Here is a 17556-nt window from a genome sequence, read left to right as displayed (position 1 = left end):
ACAGCGGTGTGTCGACCAAGGTCGACACCCACCAACAGCAGCAGAAATCTGTCGAAGGCGGGGTGGGTCCGGTTGCGGGGGTGTCCGCGGCATGGATGCCGCGGCCAAGCCCCCAGGGATGGGTTTACGGCGTCCCCCGCAACCGGACCCACCCCGCCATCCCACGGAATGCCGCTGTTGCTTCGGCTGTTGCTGTTGCCCTGGCTTCGGCAGGTGCAGGGCGCAGCCCTGCCGAATCCCATTACACTCCAGAAGGATTTCCCTGCTGGAGAGAGCAATGAAACGAGCAGTACTGGGCCTGCTGGCCCTGTCAGTGTCGAGCGCACTGATGGCGGCCACCCCGAAATTCGATGGCGCGCGGATCTCCGCCGACGTCAAGGAACTGGCCTCCGACGCCTACGAAGGCCGCTCCCCGGCCACCGCCGGCGAACAGAAGACCATCGCCTTCCTCAGCAAGCAGTTCGCCGACGCCGGCCTGCAGCCGGGCGGCGATCTCAAGGACGGCAAGCGCCTGTGGACCCAGGCGGTGCCGCTGCGCAAAGGAGACATCGTCGGCGCACCGCAGCTGGCGCTGCACCAGGGTGGCAAGACCGTGCCGCTTGAGCAGGGCAAGCAGATTGCCGTGCGCGCTGCCATGAACGGCGCCAGCAACGTTGACATCAGCAAGGCCCCCCTGGTGTTCCTCGGCTACGGCGTGAAGGCGCCGGAACGCAACTGGGACGACTTCAAGGGCGTGGACCTGAAGGGCAAGATCGCCGTCGTGCTGATCAACGACCCGGACTTCGAAACCGGCCAAGGTGATTTCGACGGCAAGGGCATGACCTACTACGGCCGTTGGACCTACAAGTACGAAGAGGGAGCACGCCAGGGCGCGTTGGGTGTGCTGATCGTGCACGAGACCGCACCGGCTTCCTATGGCTGGGCCACCGTGGCCGGCTCCAACACCAACACCATGTTCGACGTGGTGCGCGACAACCCGGCCGAGAGCCATCCGCTGCTGGAAGGCTGGATCCAGCGCGACCTGGCCGTGGAGCTGTTCCGTTCGGCCGGGCAGGATTTCGAAGCGCTGAAGAAGAAGGCGCAGCAGCGTGACTTCACGCCGGTGCCGCTGACCGGTGCCAGCCTGGATGCGAAGTACGCGGTGAAGACCGAAGTGATCACCTCGCACAACGTAGCCGCGCGCCTGGAAGGCAGCAGCCACCCGGACGAGACCGTCATCTACAGTGCGCACTGGGATCACATCGGCGTGGGCGAGCCCGACGCACGCGGCGACCGCATCTTCAACGGCGCTCTGGACAATGCCAGCGGCACCGCATCGCTGATCGAGCTTGCCCGCGGTTTCGCCAAGCAGAAGCGCCCGCAGCGCTCGGTGCTGTTCCTGGCGGTGACCGCCGAAGAGAAGGGCCTGCTGGGTTCGGAGTACTACGCCACCCATCCGCTGTATCCGCTGGAAAAGACCGTGGCGATGATCAACATGGACGGCATGGCACCGTTCGGTCCGTCACGTGATTTCGGTATCTATGGCGCAGCGCGCTTCGAGTTGCTGGACCAGCTGAAGGACGTCGCGAAGGGCTGGGACATCCGTTACACGCCGGACCCGAAGCCGGAAGCCGGCCTGTTCTTCCGCTCCGATCACTTCCCGTTCGCCAAGCGCGGCGTGCCCGCGCTGTCGTGGTCGGCTGGCCAGGACTGGGTGGACGGCGGCGTGGCCGCAGGCAAGAAGGCCTCGGAGGACTACACCGCCAAGCGCTACCACCAGCAGGGCGACGAATGGCAGCCGGACTGGGTGTTCGCCGGTGCCGCCCGCGACCTGGAAGTGCTGTACACGCTGGGCAATCAGCTGGCCAACTCGCGCAGCTGGCCGAACTGGAGCAAGGACGAGTCGTTCCGCGCCGTGCGTGACGCCAGCGCCGACCAGCGCAAGTAAGGCAACGCGCCGGGCTTGCCCGGCGCCTCCCTGGTAGTGCCGGCCGCTGGCCGGCAACCCTGTGATGCATGCGGAGATAATGGGGAGCCGGCCAGCGGCCGGCACTATCAGATGGGCTTCCATCCCCGCTTTCCGGCCCTTCGTCGCAGGCCGCTTGCTTGCCCGATGGGCCGCCCTATGCTCGGCTCACCCCCTTCCACCAAGGCGCCGCCGTGATCGCCAGCCTCTCCCTCATCCTCCGTCACCTGCTGGCCTGGGCCGCGGCACTGTTCGTGGCCGGCATGGTCTGGAGCGGCATTTTCAGCGGCATGAACGACGGCCCCGGCTGGGTGTTCGGGCTGCTGGTGATGTTCCTGATGATCTCGGCGCTGGGCAGTGCGGTGACCCATGTGCGCCGGGTCTGGCTGGTGGCCGGCCGCCTCGATGGCGCCACCCTGTCCGGGCGCCAGCGTCGGCAGATCGAACTGCCGATGGATGCCGGCCACGCCTTCGCGGTGGTCGAGGCGGCGGTGGGCGAGCTGCCGCGGGTGGAGGAAGTGGAAAGCTCGGCCGGCAGCCTGCAGGTGCGCGCCTATGTACGCCGCGTCGATCTGTGGAATGGCCGCCAGCCATCGCGCTGGAACCTGCCGGCGCGGCTGGCGATCAAGCGCAACAGCGTGCTGGCCACGGTCACGCCGGGGCAGGGCACCAGCACCGTCACCCTGCTGTTCGAACCGGACGCAGGCTGGTGGGCCGACCTGTTGGCGCTGGATGAGGGCAGCAACTACGAGAATGCCGAAGCGGTCACCCGCGCAATCAGTCGACGCGTTGCCGACCAGCGTCGCGACGAGCAGGCCGCCGCCGAACAGACCCAGGTCGAGAAGGAACTGTCGGTGGCGCGGCTGAATCTGCTGCATGCGCAGGTCGAACCGCATTTCCTGTACAACTCGCTGGCCAACGCGCAGGTGCTGACCCGCACCGATCCTGCGCGCGCAGAACAGATGCTCGGCCATCTGATCCAGTACCTGCGTAGTTCGCTGCCGCAGGTGGACGAATCGGTGTCCACCCTGGGCGTGGAGCTGGAGCGCACCCGCGCCTACCTGGAGATCCTGCGTATCCGCATGGGCGCGCGGCTGGCGGTGGAAGTGCAGGTGCCAACCGAACTGCATGAGGTGAAGCTGCCGGCGATGGCGCTGCAGACGCTGGTGGAAAATGCCATCAAGCACGGCCTGGAACCCAAGCCCGGCGGCGGCACGATCTGGATCCTCGCGCGTGGTTTCGATGATCATGTGACGGTGACGGTGGCCGACGATGGCCTCGGCTTCGGCCAGGGCACCAGTGGCACCGGCATCGGCCTGAAGAACCTGCGCGAGCGCCTGCGCCTGACCTGCGGCGAGCAGGCCGGTGTGGCGATCGTTGCCAACTTCCCCAGCGGCGTGGCCGCGACCATGACACTGCCGCAGTCGGCCAAGGAACGCAGCCATGCCGCTTGAAGCGCTGATCGCCGAAGACGAAGAACTGCTGCGGCAGTCACTGGTGGAGCAGCTGGGCCGGCTGTGGCCGGAACTGAAACTGGTGGCCGAGTGCGAGGACGGTGCCAGTGCGCTGGAGCAGCTGGCCGAGAAGCAGCCGGATATCGCCTTCCTCGACATCCGCATGCCTGGCATCAGCGGCATCGAGGTGGCACGTTCGCTGTCCGAATTGAGCCCGCGTACCCAGGTGGTGTTCGTCACCGCCTATGACCAGTACGCCATCGATGCGTTCGAGCAAGGTGCGATGGATTATCTGCTGAAGCCGGTGAGCGACGAGCGCCTGTTGGCCACGCGCGAGCGCATCCTGTCGCGGCTGCCATCGACGCGCCAGGACGACGCGGTACTTGAACGCCTGCTGCAACGGCTGGGTCCATCGCAGGGCAGCGCCGATCACCCGCCGCTGGCCTGGATCACCGCCAGCAACGGTCGTGAGACGCAGCTGATCATGCTGGAGGACGTGGCCTACTTCCGCGCCGACAACAAGTACACCACGGTGGTCACCGCCGCCGGCGAAAGCCTGCTGCGCACGCCGCTGCGCGAGCTGCTGGAAGTACTCGACCCGCAGCACTTCCGCCAGATCCATCGTTCGACCATCGTCAACATGAAGGCGGTGGCGGCGGTGAGCCGCGACGATACCGGGCGCGGTGTACTGCGCCTGCGCCAGCGTGCGGAAACACTGGTGGTCAGCCAGCCCTTCATGAGTCTGTTCCGCGGCATGTAGCCGCCCCGCATCTTCCGATACGCGGAGCTTTCCATGCGTTCCTTCCTGCTTATGGGCCTCGCTGCTTTGGCACTTGCCGGTTGCCAGAAGTCCACCGAGACCGCGATCACCCGCACCAACGCCAATGGCGTGGACACGCTGTACAGCAAGCGCACCGTGGTGGATGGGGTGGCGCGCTTCGAGTGCATCGCCAGCCGCAGCGGCCAGTGCCACTACCTGGTGCTGGACCCGGCCTGCAGTCCCGATGCCGTATGTGCGAAAGCGCCGATACGGTCGTTCGCGGTGGCGGTGGGCGAGACGCGGGAGTTCAGTGACCTGCCGAAGGGCTTCAACCAGTGCGTCAACGAGGAACGGAAAGAACAATGCCACCGTGAGTGATCACGGTGGCATTGTGGGTCCCCCCGCTTCCCCGAAGGGTCAGTAGGCTGGCTGCAGCGTCAGTTCGTGGTGGTGCTCGGTTTCACCCACGTGGTTGAGGCGTCCCACCAGTTCCGAATGCTGCTTCATGCGCCCGATCTCGGTCATGATGCGGATGTCCTCGTGGCGCAGTTCACGCCGGGCGGTGACCGCCTGCTTGTAGTCCAGCACTTCCGGATAATGCTCGGCCAGGTCCAGCGCCTCGGCCACGTGCTCGACGCTGTCGGCCTTGGAACTGATCCGCGCGCGGCTGTTGAACGCCTTCATCCAGCGCTCGAAACCGGCGGTGTGGTCGAACATGTTGGCCATGAACCAGATCACGAACAGGATCGATACCCATGAGCCGAACACGATCACCACGCGGGTGAAGGTGATATGGAAATCGTCGCGCCACAGGTAGTTGGCAATCAGGCCGAGGATCAGCAGCGACGCCGCCTGCCAGCCCACGATCGAGGCGATCAGCCATTGGCACTTGGCCTGGGCCAGCACAGCCACTTCGTCGCGGATCTGCTGCTCGCTGAGATTGCGCCAGTGCGCGACCTGTTTATCGAACGGGCTGCTGTAGAGCTCGTTGTCGCGAAGCAGAATTCCCAAACCCTTGAACAAAGCAATCATGGCTGGCTCCTTGTGGAACGTGCGTCGATCAGCGTTGGACGGTGTGGCGGGTTCAGTTCTAGCACTTCCAGCGAGCCGTGCAATGGGGCCAAGGCCAAGCGGCGTAAGGCTTCTGTCTGAATGAGTGAATGTTGCTGCGTTGCAGCATCGCGGCTGCAGCCTGCGACAAGATGTCGCAGGGTGAAACGTGCTGCGGCCGCACATGAAACCGTGGCTGAGTGCGGAGACTCGCCGTTGGCGTCGTGATCGCCCAGAATCAGGGCCGACCGCGCAGCGCGTGGCCGTTCTTCCGCCTTTCCTGGACCTGTGATGCCGGCTCTGCTGCAGCGATTCTCCCGCCCCGTGACCGCGCCGATCCGGCGCTGGGTCCTGGAGGCCTTCCCGCGTGGCCAGAGCGGCATCGATTACGACCATCCGCTGGGTGACCCGGGCTGGTTCGGCCCGGACAGCGTCACCTGGCGGCTGCACGCCGAATTTCCATCGATGCTGGCCGGCGGCCTGTGCGCACTGATGCTGCAGACCCTGCACCCGCGCGCGTTGGCCGGGGTCTACGACCACTCCAATTTCCGCCAGGATCTGGTGGGCCGCCTGCGCCGCACCACGGCCTTTGTGGCCGGCACCAGCTATGCGCCTGCCGGCGAGGTCGAGATGCTGGTGGCCAAGGTGCGCCGCATCCATGCGCAGATCCGTGGCCAGACCGCGCAGGGTGAGGGGTATGCCGCCGATGATCCGCAGTTGCTGACCTGGGTGCATGTGACCGAAGCATTCGGTTTCCTGCAGGGTTTTCGCCGCTACGGGCGCGAGGTACCCGAGCCCATTGCCGACCGCTATTACGACGAGTACCGCCGCGTGGCCGAAGCGCTGGGTGCGGTGGATGTGCCGCGCAGCGAAGCGGAAGTGGCGGCGTACTTCTGTGCGCGGCAGCCGGAGCTGCGCGTGGACGAGCGCTCGCGCGAGGTGCTGGAGGTGTTGTCCGGTGTGCGTCTTCCGGTGCCGGTGCCAGGCCTGTCGCGCGAAGTGTTCCTGGGGGCCGGTGCCGCGCTGCTGCCGGACTGGGCCGAAGGCATGCTCGAACGCAATGGCCGCCAGCGGGCGCAGGCGGCCGCGTCGGCGAAACTGATGCGGGGCATGGCGCCGCTGTTCCGCCGCGCACTGCCCGATGGCCTCGCCAGTCGCGCCTGCACGCGCGTGGGCGTGTCAGTGGCGGTGTTGCGCGAGTGGCCTGAACTGCTCCGGTAGGTGTCAACCTTGGTTGGCACGCATTTCGCGCGGTGCCGCAGAAGCGCCAACCAAGGTTGGCATCTACCAGAGCGGATTCCGTAGTAGATCCACGCCATGCGTGGATGGGCTTCACCCGGCCGACTTCAACCCGCGCAACAGCATCTCCAGCGCCGCCGTCGCCTGCCGCAGGCGCGCGTCGCCATCCTCGCCCTCGGCGATCCAGAACGCGGCCTCGGCCAGGCTGCCGTAGATCAGCGATGCCAGCGCCTGCGCGTCCACCGGCGCCACCACGCCCTGCGCCACCAGATGTTCGATCAGGTGCTGCATCGAGTACACGCAGTGGCGCTGCGATTCCGGTGAGGCGCCACCCAGTACCGCGCGCGCATCGCGCAGCACGATGCGCTGGATCTCCGGTTCCAGCGCCATCTGCAGGTAAGCGCGGCAGCGCTGCACGAAGCCGTCCCACGCGTCATCTGCAGCATCGCTGATCGCCTGCAGGCGTACATCGGTCTCGGCATCGAGCTGGGCAACCACCGCTGCCAGCAGCCCTTTCTTGTCGCCGAAGTGGTGGTACAGCGCGCCGCGGGTCAGCCCGGCCTGCGCGGTCAGGTCGTCCATCGAGGTGGCGGCATAGCCATGCTCGCTGAACACCCGGCGGGCGGTGGCCAGCAGGCTGGCGCGGGTTTCTTCCATCTCGGCGCGGGTGCGGCGGACCATTCGGAGCTCCTTACATACGTGGCGCATGATTATTTACATACAGGGCGTATGAATGTAGTCTCATATTCATACGCTCTGTATGTATTGTCGTGGCGCTTCCCGCGTCAGGCAAGTCGCTGCCCTGGAGATTGCGATGGCCACCCCTTACCGCGACCTGTTCGCCGCCCCCGGCACCGCCGGCCTTGCCCTGGCCGGGCTGCTGGCCCGCCTGCCGCTGCCGATGACCGGCATCGGCATCATCACCCTGCTGTCGCAGCTGCGCGGCAGCTACACACTGGCCGGCACGGTGTCGGCCACCTTCGTGCTGACCTACGCGCTGCTGTCGCCACAGGTATCGCGCTGGGTCGACCGCCATGGGCAGGGCAGGGTGCTGCCGTGGGCCACGGCGGCCAGTGCGGCCGGTCTGCTGTTGCTGCCCGCGTGCACGCTGCTGGCCGCACCGGACTGGACCCTGTTCGCCATGGCGATGCTGGCCGGCTGCATGCCCAGCGTCTCGGCGATGGTGCGCGCGCGCTGGACCGCGATCCATCGCGGTCGCCCGCAACTGCAGACCGCCTACTCGCTGGAGACGGTGTTCGACGAGGTCACCTTCATTGCCGGGCCGCCGTTGGCGGTGGGATTGTCAGTAGCGGTATGGCCACAGGCTGGCGTGCTGGCTGCAGCCCTTCTGCTGGTGATCGGAGTGACCGCACTGGTCCTGCAGCGTGGCACCGAGCCGCCGTTGCAACCGGTTGACAGCGCCACACCACGCCGCTCCCTGTTGCGGCAACCGGAGATCCGCCTGCTGGCGTTGCTGATGCTGGCGATGGGAGTGATCGTCGGCACGGTCGACATCACCAGCGTGGCCTTCGCCGAACAGCGTGGCCAGCCCCTCGCAGCGAGCGTGGTGCTGTCGGCCTATGCGCTGGGCAGCTGTGCGGCAGGCCTGCTGTTCGGTGCGCTGAAGCTGCAGGTGCCGTTGCAGCGCCTGTTGCTGCTGGGCGCAGCGGCCACTGCGCTGACCACGCTGCCGCTGCTGGGGGTTGGCAGCGTGCCGGCACTGGCTGCAGCCGTGCTGCTGGCCGGGCTGTTCTTCGCGCCGACGATGATCGTGGCGATGTCGCTGGTCGAACAGCACGTCCCCGAATCGCGCCTGACCGAGGGCATGACCTGGCTGCTGGCCGGATTGAACATCGGCGTGGCGCTGGGCGCGGCGCTGTCCGGGCAGAGTGTCGATGCGGGGGGGGTGCGCAGCGGCTTTGTCGTTGCGCTGGTGGCAGGCGGTGGCGTGCTGCTGTTTGCCGTGCTCGCGCAACGTGCACTGCGCCCGTCTGCGTCGACCACATCCCCTGAAGGAATCGTCCCGTGAGCGCTTCATCGCCTGCGCATGCCGCGCCTGTGCATCGCCATCCGTGGTGGGCGGTTTCCGCCGTCGGCCTCGCCACGTTCTCGGTGGTCACTACCGAAATGCTGCCGGTGGGCCTGCTGACGCCGATCGCCGACAGCCTCGGTGCTTCCGAAGGCACCGCCGGCCTGATGATCTCGCTGCCGGCCCTGCTGGCGGCGTTGTTCGCGCCGCTGGTGGTGGTAGTCGCCGGTGGCATTGATCGCCGCCGCATCCTGTGTGGGCTGCTGGGCCTGTTGCTGGTGGCCAACATCGCCTCGGCTCTGGCACCCGGTATCGCCTGGCTGCTGGCCGCGCGCGTGCTGGTGGGGTTCTGCATGGGCGGCATCTGGGCTATTGCCGGGGGCCTTGCGGCGCGCCTGGTGCCAGCACAGCGGATCGGCCTGGCCACCTCGATCATCTTCGGTGGCGTGGCCGCCGCCTCGGTCCTTGGCGTGCCACTGGGCGCGCTGATCGGTGATGCATTGGGTTGGCGCTGCGCATTCGCGGCAATGACGCTGTTCAGTGCGGCGGTCCTGCTGCTGCATGTGGTGGTGGTTCCCGCGTTGCCGGTGGCAACGTCGGTGCGGCCAGCGCAGTTCGTGCAGCTGCTCGGCCATCGCGGCCTGCAGCGCGGCCTGTGGTTGACTGTGCTGCTGGTGTCCGGGCACTTCATCGCCTTCACCTACGTGCGGCCGCTGCTGACGACGGTGTCGGGCGTGGATGCGAAGTGGATCGGCGCCCTGCTGTTTGCCTATGGCCTGGCCGGCATCGCCGGCAACTTCATCGCCGGTCCGATGGCCGCACGGCATCCGCGTGGAATGCTGCTGGCGATTGCCTTGGGCCTGCTGCTGACGCCGCTGTTGCTGCTGTGGGTGGGCAGTACGCCGGCCGGCGGCATTGCGGTGCTGCTGTTGTGGGGCCTGGCCTACGGCGGTGTGTCGGTGGGCCTGATGGGCTGGATGATGAAGGCGGTGCCGCAGGCCGTCGAGATCGCCACTGCGCTGTATGTGGGCGTGTTCAACATCGGCATCGCAGCGGGCGCGTGGGGCGGGGGCCGTCTGCTGGATGGCATCGGGTTGCACGCCAACCTGTGGGCTGCGGCGGTGTTGGCTGCGAGCGCTCTGCTGATGGTTGCCACCACCCGCAGGTAGATCCACGCGATGCGTGGATTCCCACCCCGTGCCGACCAAGGTCTGCACCCACCAGAGCGAGGCATGTGCCGACCAAGGTCTGCACCCACCAGAGCGAGGCATGTGCCAACCAAGGTCGACACCCACCAGAGCGAGGCATGCGCCAACCAAGGTTGGCAGCTACCGGGAAATGGAACGGGCGCCTTGCGGCGCCCGTTCCAGTTACATCACCACACCTTGACCCGCTTGTCCGGGGCCAGGTACAGCTTCTGGCCTTCCTTCACTTCGAACGCGGGGTACCAGGCGTCGATGTTGCGCACGGTGAGCGCGCGGAACTGGCCCGGTGCATGCACATCGGTCAGCAGCGAGTTGCGCAGCGCCTGCTCGCGGCTCTTGCTGCGCCAGGCCTGGGCAAAGCCGAGGAAGAAGCGCTGGTCCGGCGTGAAGCCTTCCAGGGTCTGGCCCGGCTTGCCCTGCAGCGACAGCTGGTAGGCATCGTAGGCAGTGCCCAGGCCGGCCACGTCGGCAATGTTCTCGCCCAGGCTCAGCTTGCCGTTGACGTGCACGCCGGGGAACGGCTCATAGCTGCTGAACTGCGCGGCCAGCGCATCACCGGCGGCGTTGAACTGCTTCAGGTCCTCGGCGGTCCACCAGTTGTGCAGCTTGCCGGTCTCGTCGAACAGCGCACCGGCGTTGTCGAAGCCATGGCTGATCTCGTGGCCGATCACCGCACCGATCGCACCGTAGTTCACCGCATCGTCGGCAGCGCCGTCGAAGAACGGCGGCTGCAGGATCGCGGCGGGGAACACCAGGCGGTTCTCCAGCGGCACGTTCATCGCATTGATGGTCTGCGGCAGCATCGCCCACTCGCTGTGGTCGACCGGCTTGCCCAGCTTGGCGATGTTGCGCTGGTACTCGAACAATTCGGCACGCTGGGCGTTGCCCAGCGCATCATCGCGGCGGATCTCCAGGCCGCTGTAATCACGCCACTTTTCCGGGTAACCCATGCCCACGGTCAGGCCGGCGACCTTGGCCTTGGCGCTGGCCTTGGTCTGCGGTGACATCCAGGCCAGCGCATCGATGCGCTTGGCGAAGGCGGCGATGATGTTCTTCGCCATCTCGTCGGCGCGTTCCTTGGTCTTCGCGTCGAAGTGCTTCTCGACGTAGCGCTTGCCGATGGCCTCGCCTACTGCGTGGTTGGCGTCATCCACCGCGCGCTTCCAGCGGTCGCTCTGCTGCGGGGTGCCGCTCAGCGCGGTGCCGTGGAAGGCGAAACGGGCATCGGCGAACTTCTTCGGCAGGTACGCCGCAGCACGGTCCAGCGCGTGGAAGGCCAGGTAGTCCTTCCAGGCGTCCAGCGGCTCGGTGGCGACCAGCTTGGACAGGCCAGCCACGGCCTTCGGCTGCCACACGATGAAGTCCTGCTGCTTGCCCAGCGCCGCTGCATCGAGGAAGGCGTTCCAGTCCATGCCCGGTGCCTTGGCATTGAAGTCGGCCTGGGTCCAGGGGTTGGCACCCTTGGTCACGTCGTTGGTTTCTTCCTGGGTGGCGTGTGCCTGCGCGATCTTTGTCTCCAGTGCGAGGATGCGCTGCGCCTTGCCGGCCGGGTCGGCAACGCCGGCCAGCTGGAGCATCTGCGCGATGTAGGCCTGGTACTGCTTGCGCAGTTCGGCCATGCGGCCACCACCCAGGTAGAAATCGCGGTCGGGCATGCCAAGCCCGCCCTGCACCAGGTACGGCGCGGTGCGGTCCGGCTGCAGCATGTCCACCGACACCCACAGGCCAAACAGGCGGTCGGTGTAGAAGTTGGTCGCATTGAGCAGGTCGACATCGGCGCGCATGTCGCCGCCGAGCGTGCGCGCCAGGCCGGCCTTGTCTGCGATGGCTTCGATCGCCTTCAGCTGCGGCTGCACCGGCGCGAGGCCGTGCTGCTCGATGCCGGCTTCATCCATGAAGGCGGCGTAGTAGTCGCCGATCAGCTTGTCGTCACCGTTGGCCTGGGCGTTGCCGGCAGCACCTTCGAGGATGGCGCGGGTATCGGCCAGGGTCTTTTCGGCGATGACGTTGAAGCTGCCGAAGCGCGAGCGGTCGGCGGGGATCTCGGTGTTCTTGACCCAGGTGCCGTTGGCGAAGCCGAAGAAGTCGTCGCCGGCGGCGATGCTGCGGTCCATGCCGCTGGCATCGAAGCCGAAGCTGCCCAGCATCGGCTTGGCCGCTGCGGGTGCGGCATCGGCCGGCGCGGCGGTACCGGCGGCCGGTTCGGCCGGGCGGTCGCAGGCGGCCAGGGACAGGCTGGCAACGATGGCCAGTGCCAGGGTGGGACGGCGCAGCTTGGACATGGACTTCTCTTGCAGCGGAAAACCCCAAGTCTAATCCGCCCCGGCCCAGCTGGCCGTTCCGTTGCACCGCAGCGCCTGTGCAGGATCTGGCTGAACGCGCGGATACGATCTTCACGGCGCCAGCTGCGTGGTGCATGCTGGCCGCTGGAACCCTGCGCGGACACGGGGAGGTGGCCATGCGGGGCGGTGCCAGGCGTCAAGAATGGCGTCCGCCGGCCGTTGAGGTCGGGGACGTGGAGGATTCGTTCGCGCATGAAGCCAGCCGACTGCACAAGGAAGACCGACCGATGCCCGCGCTGAAACGGGCGTTGGCCCGGCCGCTGCGCGCCATCACCTGGGGCGGCGTGCTGCTGGGCGTGTTGCTGGTGGCTGGCTTGACCACCATGCTGGCCAACGACCACCACCGCCGGCTGGAGGCTGCGCAGCGCCAGAGCCGCGCGCTGGCGGTGGGCAGCGAGCGCCTGCTGGCGCTGGAACTGCGCAACCTGGAACGGGCGATGTCCGGCATCGCCGCCGACGCCGCCGAACTGTTCCGCCGCGTGCCGGTACAGGCGCCGGCACTGCTGGATGCCGCCATCGGCGGTGTGCTGAGCCGCCATGCCGAGCTGCACAGCATTGTGGTGCTGGACCGCCACGGCCGCGCGATCACCGCCGGCAAGGGTGATCTGAACCTGCCGCTGTGGACCGACCCGCAGCGGCGCGGGCAGGGCAGCGCGCTGTACATCGGTCCGCCGCAGCAGGCCGGCGACGATGGCTGGGTGGTGCCGCTGGCGTTGGCGATGGCCGACGATCGCTGGCTGCTGGCGCGGCTGCGCTGCGGCGAACTGCAGCGCATCATCGGCGGGCTGGATGTGGGCCCGAACGGACTGGTCTCGATCAGCGATGCCGAGGGCTACATGCTGGCGCGGGTGCCGGATCCGCATGGCACGGTCGGCCGTCGCTTCGACCTGCCTCGGCGTGACCTGCTCGGCAAGCAGGCGGTGGTCGAGCTGGGCAGCGTGCCGGGCGTGGTCGATGGCGTGCCACGGATCATCACCATCAGCACGCTCGAGCGCAGCCCGCTGGCGGTGCAGGTCGGGTTGGCCGATGAGGACGTGCTGGCGCCCTGGTGGCCGTACCTGCAGGCGTCAGTGGCGATCGTGCTGGCCTACGTGGGAGTGCTGCTGGTACTGCTGTACGCGGTGCGCCGCAGCACCCTCCGCCAGCAGTCGATGGCGGAGGAACTGAAGACCGGCCACGCCGAACTGCGGCTGGCGCACCAGGTGGGCCGTGTCTGCACCTGGTATGTGGACGAGGACGCGGCACTGCTGCGCTGGTCGCCGCTGGCCCGAGAGATCTTCGGGGTGCAGACCGATGCGCTGCCGGTGGCTGATTTCTTCGCGCGCGTGCACCGTGATGACGCCGCGCGCCTGCAGCACGCCTTCGACCAGGCGTTTGCCGGTAGTGCGGTGCTCGACCAGGTGTTCCGGCTGGTGCTGCCCGGTGGCGAGGTGCGTTGGGTCGGTGCGCGTGGCCAGCGGGTGGAAGTGGCTGACAGTGAGCGGCGCATGATCGGTGCACTGACCGACCTGAGCGAGCGCTACCAGGCGCGGGAGCAGATGGGCGAAGCGGAGCGTCGCTTCCGCCTGCTGTTCGACCGCAACCCGGCGCCGTTCTGGGTATTCGATCCGGACACGCTGCGCTTCATCGAGGTCAACGATGCCGCTGTGCGCCAGTATGGCTACAGCCGCGAGGAATTCCTGGCGATGAGCATCCTCGACATCCGCCCGCGCGAAGGCTGGGACGAGGTGAAGGGCGCGATCGCCAAGGCCCGGGTCGGCGAGCTGCAGGACGCCACCGTGCGACTGCACCGGCGCAAGGACGGCAGCGTGTTTGAAGTACGTGCACATCTGTCCCGGCTCGACTTCGACGGCCAGCCGGCATGCCTGGTGCTGGCCGAGGATGTCAGCGAACGGCTGGCCTATGAGCGCGACCTGGCCTACCAGGCGCGGCACAACCCGGCCACCGGCCTGCTCAACGTGCGCGCGCTGACCGAACAGCTGGACGAGCACGATGCGGGCTACACCATTGCGTTCGTACAGCTGCGCGGCCTGCAGCTGGTGGCCGATACGCTGGGACGCGAGATCGGCGATGCGGTGCTGCAGTCGATGGCCACCCGGCTCGGCGGGCTGGGTGCACGCTGCGGCACGCTGGCCTTTCAGCCGGCAGAGGATTTCGTGTTCGCCATCAGCACCGGGCAGGATGTCCAGCGCGTGCTGGACGACCTGCTGCAGATCGTATCGGCGCCGATGCGCGGCAAGGATTCGCTGCACCAGTTCGAGCCGCGTATCGGCGTGGCTACGCACGTGGCCGGTGACGGGCACAGCGCTGAGCAGGTGATCGGCATGGCGGCACAGGCCGCGCATGCAGCGCGCGCCGAGGGCAATGTGGTGGTCTGGTTCGACGCGGCGGTGACCACGCGGCTGGCCGACCGCCTGCGCCTGGCCGGGCGCATCCATGCCGCCATCGACAACGAATTCCAGCTGTACTTCCAGCCGATCCGGCACGCCGGCGATGGCAGCCCGGCAGCGCTGGAGGCGCTGCTGCGCTGGCCGCAGGCTGATGGTAGTTTCATTCCGCCCAACGAGTTCATCCCGTTGTGCGAAGACACCGGGCTGATTCTGGCACTGGGGCGCTGGGTGATCCGCGCGGCGGCGAAGGCACAGCGGCGGCTTGTCGATGCCGGTTGGGGCGAGCTGCCGATCGCGGTCAACGTGTCGGCGGTGCAGTTCTTCAACAGTGACCTGGTAACCGAGTTCACGCGCGCGCAGCAGGACTTCGGCCTGGCTCGCGGCGCGTTGCACGTGGAGCTGACCGAGAGCAGCCTGATGCGCAAGCCGGCGCAGGCGATGCAGACCATGCAGCGCCTGCACGAGCAGGGCATCAGCGTGTCGCTGGATGATTTCGGTACCGGCTACTCGAGCATGTCCTACCTGCAGCACCTGCCGCTGGACATCCTGAAGATCGACCGCAGCTTCGTTGCCGACGTGGAAACCAACCCACGCAATGCCTCGATCTGCCGCGCGCTGCTGTCGCTGGGCCACAGCATGGGGCTGACCATCATCGCCGAGGGCGTGGAAACGCCCGGGCAGCTGGACTGGCTGGCCGCGCACGGCTGTGACCAGGTACAGGGCTATCTGCTGGGCCGGCCGGCGCCGCTGGAGCAGATCATTGATGCGCTGGACGAGGTTCCCGCCTGATCGGGTTTCGCATCTGCCGGCCAGCGGCCGGCACTACCCGAGCGAAACATGACAGTAGTGCCGGCCGCTGGCCGGCAGACGCCAGACTCGGCTACACCCCCGCATCCACCAGATGGTCGATGAAGCTGCGCACCTTTGGCGCCAGGTGGCTGCGGCTGGTGTAGACCGCGAAGATGCCGATCGGCGAGGCCTCCCATTCGGGCAGGATGCGCACCAGGCGACCATCAGCCAACGCGTCTTCCAGCAGGAAATCCGGTTGCAGGATCACGCCCATGCCGGCGATTGCTGCTTCGCGCAGCACGTCGCCGTTGTTGGCGTGCAGCAGGCTGCTTACTGCCACCTTCACTTCGCCACCGGGCCCCTGCAGCGGCCAATGGTCACCGGCGGACCAGTAGCTGTAGCTCAGGCATGCATGTGCCTGCAGCTCCTGCGGGGTCTTCGGCGCACCGTGCACGGCCAGGTACGAAGGTGCGGCGCACAGGCTCACCCGCGATTCGCCCAGGCGGCGGGCGATCAGCGTGGGGCCGGGCTCGCGGGTGATGCGGATGGCCACGTCGTAGCCTTCTTCGACCATGTCCACCAGGCGGTCGGACAGGGCCAAGTCCAGTTCCACCTGTGGAAAGCGCTCGCGGTAGCTGGCCAGTAGTGGCCCGAGGCGAGCGATGCCCCAGCTGACCGGCGCGTTGATCCGCAGCGTGCCCGAGGGCTCCAGCGCCTGTGCACCGATGCTGGCCTCCAGCGCGTCGAACTCGGCCAGCAGGCGCACGCACTGGGCGTAGTAGGCGGCACCGGCACTGGTCGGGCTGACCCGGCGCGTGGTGCGGTGGAGCAGGCGCGTGGCCAGGCGCTTCTCCAGCGCGGCGACGTGGCGGGTGACGCCGGCGGTGGACAGGTCCAGGGCCTGCGCGGCAGCACTGAAGCCGTTGCGCTCGACCACCGCCACGAACACGCGCATCGCCTCGAGGGTGTCCATTGTTGCGCCTTTTGAAATAAATACGGTCGAAAGATCGTATTTATCGATCCGTGAAGGCGCAATAACCTGTGGTCACTCCCTCAAGGTGTTTCCCCCATGCACACCACGACTGCTCCTGTTTCGCCGCTGGCCCCGTATGGCGCCACCCTGCTGCGCCTGGCCCTGGGCGTGCTGTTCCTGGTCCATGCGCTGACCAAGCTGCTGGTGTTCACCCCGGCCGGTACCGCCGCGTTCTTCGAATCGCTGGGCCTGCCTGGCGTGCTCGGTTACCTCACCATCGGCGTTGAGCTGGTGATCACCGCCGCATTGCTGCTGGGCATCTACGCACGCTGGGTGGGCCTGATCGGCGTGCCGCTGCTGCTGGGCACCATCGTCACCGTGCATGGCGCCAATGGCTTCAGTTTCGCCAACGCTGGCGGCGGCTGGGAATACCCGGCGTTCTGGGCGCTGGCGCTGGTGGTGCTGGTCCTGGTCGGCGACGGCAAGTGGACCCTGCGTTCGCGCTGATCGCCGCTTGATCCTGCAACTGGAGAATTCCATGTCCCGCCTGCCTTCGCTGTACATCTCACATGGTTCGCCGATGACTGCCCTGCATCCGGGCCAGGTCGGCGTGCGCCTGGCCGAGCTGGCGCGTGACCTGCCGGCGCCACGTGCCATCGTGATGGCCTCGGCGCACTGGCTGGGCCGGCAGCCGCTGGTCGGCGCGCACCCGCAGCCGCCGACCATCCACGACTTCGGTGGCTTCCCGCGCGCGCTGTTCGAACTGCAGTACCCGGCGCCGGGTGATCCAGCGCTGGCCGAAGAGGTGGCCGGCCGTATCGCCGCCGCTGGCCTGCCGGTGGCGCTCGACCCGCAACGTGGCCTCGACCACGGTGCGTGGGTGCCGCTGCGGTTGTTGCGCCCGCAGGCCGACATCCCGGTGGTGCCGGTGTCGATCCAGCCGCTGCTTGGCCCCGAGCACCAGTTCGCGCTGGGCCGCGCGCTGGCACCGCTGCGCGAGCAGGGCGTGCTGCTGGTCGGCTCGGGCAGCATCACCCACAACCTGCACGACTGGGGCGATTACCAGGACGGCAAGGAAGCGCCGTACGTGCGGCCTTTCATCGAATGGGTGGAGCAGCGCCTGGCTGCTGATGATCGCCAGGCCCTGTTGGACTATCGCCGGCAGGCGCCGTTCGCCGAGCGCGCGCATCCCACCGATGAGCACCTGCTGCCGCTGTTCTTCGCAATGGGCGCGGCCGGCGAGAGTGGCTTCGGTGCCCGTCGCATCGATGCCGGCATCGACGCCGGATTCCTTGCCATGGACCTGTACCGCTTCGACGGGGCATGAGCCGGGGCTGACGCGCGGCGGCCGTGGTCGCCGCGGTCGTGGCCGCGTGTGGT

Annotated in this window: 14 protein-coding genes; 10 read left to right on the top strand and 4 right to left on the bottom strand. The window is 67.6% G+C overall.

What is annotated here, in order from left to right:
• The first annotated feature begins 277 nt into the window (after nucleotides 1-277).
• From V9K93_RS11580 to V9K93_RS11565, 4 genes are all read left to right on the top strand, one after another.
• Nucleotides 278-1927 (top strand): M28 family metallopeptidase, encoded by a 1650-nt coding sequence (locus tag V9K93_RS11580; RefSeq protein WP_136639240.1) that lies wholly within the window; start codon nucleotides 278-280, stop codon nucleotides 1925-1927.
• Between the two features lie 212 nt (nucleotides 1928-2139).
• Nucleotides 2140-3399 carry a sensor histidine kinase gene (locus V9K93_RS11575; RefSeq protein WP_012509918.1) on the top strand — a complete coding sequence of 420 codons (1260 nt, stop codon included), beginning with the start codon at nucleotides 2140-2142 and terminating at the stop codon, nucleotides 3397-3399.
• Nucleotides 3389-4159 carry a LytR/AlgR family response regulator transcription factor gene (locus tag V9K93_RS11570; RefSeq protein WP_004140108.1) on the top strand — a complete coding sequence of 257 codons (771 nt, stop codon included), beginning with the start codon at nucleotides 3389-3391 and terminating at the stop codon, nucleotides 4157-4159. The genes V9K93_RS11575 and V9K93_RS11570 overlap by 11 nt, the downstream gene beginning before the upstream one ends.
• Nucleotides 4160-4192: 33 nt before the next feature.
• On the top strand, nucleotides 4193-4537 hold the full coding sequence (locus V9K93_RS11565; protein WP_046983092.1) for a hypothetical protein: 345 nt from the start codon (nucleotides 4193-4195) through the stop codon (nucleotides 4535-4537).
• 39 nt (nucleotides 4538-4576) lie between these two features.
• Here the strand turns inward: V9K93_RS11565 and V9K93_RS11560 are convergent, their stop codons facing one another.
• Nucleotides 4577-5191 (bottom strand): hypothetical protein, encoded by a 615-nt coding sequence (locus tag V9K93_RS11560; RefSeq protein WP_046983091.1) that lies wholly within the window; start codon nucleotides 5189-5191, stop codon nucleotides 4577-4579.
• Nucleotides 5192-5500: 309 nt separating this feature from the next.
• Here V9K93_RS11560 and V9K93_RS11555 point away from each other — a divergent pair, with 309 nt between their 5' ends.
• Nucleotides 5501-6430, top strand: coding sequence for an oxygenase MpaB family protein (locus V9K93_RS11555; protein ID WP_253077884.1), 930 nt, complete (start codon nucleotides 5501-5503; stop codon nucleotides 6428-6430).
• A gap of 111 nt (nucleotides 6431-6541) precedes the next feature.
• Here V9K93_RS11555 and V9K93_RS11550 read toward each other — a convergent pair whose 3' ends face one another.
• On the bottom strand, nucleotides 6542-7129 hold the full coding sequence (locus V9K93_RS11550) for a TetR/AcrR family transcriptional regulator (RefSeq protein WP_253077883.1): 588 nt from the start codon (nucleotides 7127-7129) through the stop codon (nucleotides 6542-6544).
• Between the two features lie 133 nt (nucleotides 7130-7262).
• Here V9K93_RS11550 and V9K93_RS11545 point away from each other — a divergent pair, with 133 nt between their 5' ends.
• Complete coding sequence (locus V9K93_RS11545) at nucleotides 7263-8477, top strand: MFS transporter (RefSeq protein ID WP_295376971.1); 1215 nt, start codon at nucleotides 7263-7265, stop codon at nucleotides 8475-8477.
• A complete protein-coding gene (locus V9K93_RS11540) occupies nucleotides 8474-9646 on the top strand; it encodes an MFS transporter (RefSeq protein WP_337302573.1) in 1173 nt (390 codons plus the stop codon). Before V9K93_RS11545 ends, V9K93_RS11540 begins: the two co-directional genes overlap by 4 nt.
• Before the next feature lie 206 nt (nucleotides 9647-9852).
• Here the strand turns inward: V9K93_RS11540 and V9K93_RS11535 are convergent, their stop codons facing one another.
• Nucleotides 9853-11964 carry a M13 family metallopeptidase gene (locus V9K93_RS11535; protein ID WP_253077880.1) on the bottom strand — a complete coding sequence of 704 codons (2112 nt, stop codon included), beginning with the start codon at nucleotides 11962-11964 and terminating at the stop codon, nucleotides 9853-9855.
• Nucleotides 11965-12140: 176 nt separating this feature from the next.
• On the opposite strand from V9K93_RS11535, the gene V9K93_RS11530 reads away from it, so the two are divergent.
• Entirely contained in the window at nucleotides 12141-15203 is a 3063-nt protein-coding gene (locus V9K93_RS11530; protein WP_046983086.1) for a bifunctional diguanylate cyclase/phosphodiesterase, read from the top strand.
• A gap of 91 nt (nucleotides 15204-15294) precedes the next feature.
• Here V9K93_RS11530 and V9K93_RS11525 read toward each other — a convergent pair whose 3' ends face one another.
• The gene (locus V9K93_RS11525; RefSeq protein ID WP_046983085.1) at nucleotides 15295-16176 is read right to left on the bottom strand and encodes a LysR family transcriptional regulator; all 882 of its coding nucleotides are present in this window, start codon (nucleotides 16174-16176) and stop codon (nucleotides 15295-15297) included.
• Between the two features lie 96 nt (nucleotides 16177-16272).
• On the opposite strand from V9K93_RS11525, the gene V9K93_RS11520 reads away from it, so the two are divergent.
• Together V9K93_RS11520 and V9K93_RS11515 are read left to right on the top strand one after the other, a co-directional pair.
• Nucleotides 16273-16683 (top strand): DoxX family protein, encoded by a 411-nt coding sequence (locus V9K93_RS11520; RefSeq protein ID WP_337302572.1) that lies wholly within the window; start codon nucleotides 16273-16275, stop codon nucleotides 16681-16683.
• Nucleotides 16684-16714: 31 nt separating this feature from the next.
• Nucleotides 16715-17503 carry a dioxygenase family protein gene (locus V9K93_RS11515; protein ID WP_046983084.1) on the top strand — a complete coding sequence of 263 codons (789 nt, stop codon included), beginning with the start codon at nucleotides 16715-16717 and terminating at the stop codon, nucleotides 17501-17503.
• Nucleotides 17504-17556 lie beyond the last annotated feature (53 nt).

The sequence above is a fragment of the Stenotrophomonas sp. CCNWLW162 genome, assembly GCF_037203745.1.
Classification (GTDB): domain Bacteria; phylum Pseudomonadota; class Gammaproteobacteria; order Xanthomonadales; family Xanthomonadaceae; genus Stenotrophomonas; species Stenotrophomonas maltophilia_AQ.
This window is presented reverse-complemented; position numbering and strand designations above follow the sequence as displayed.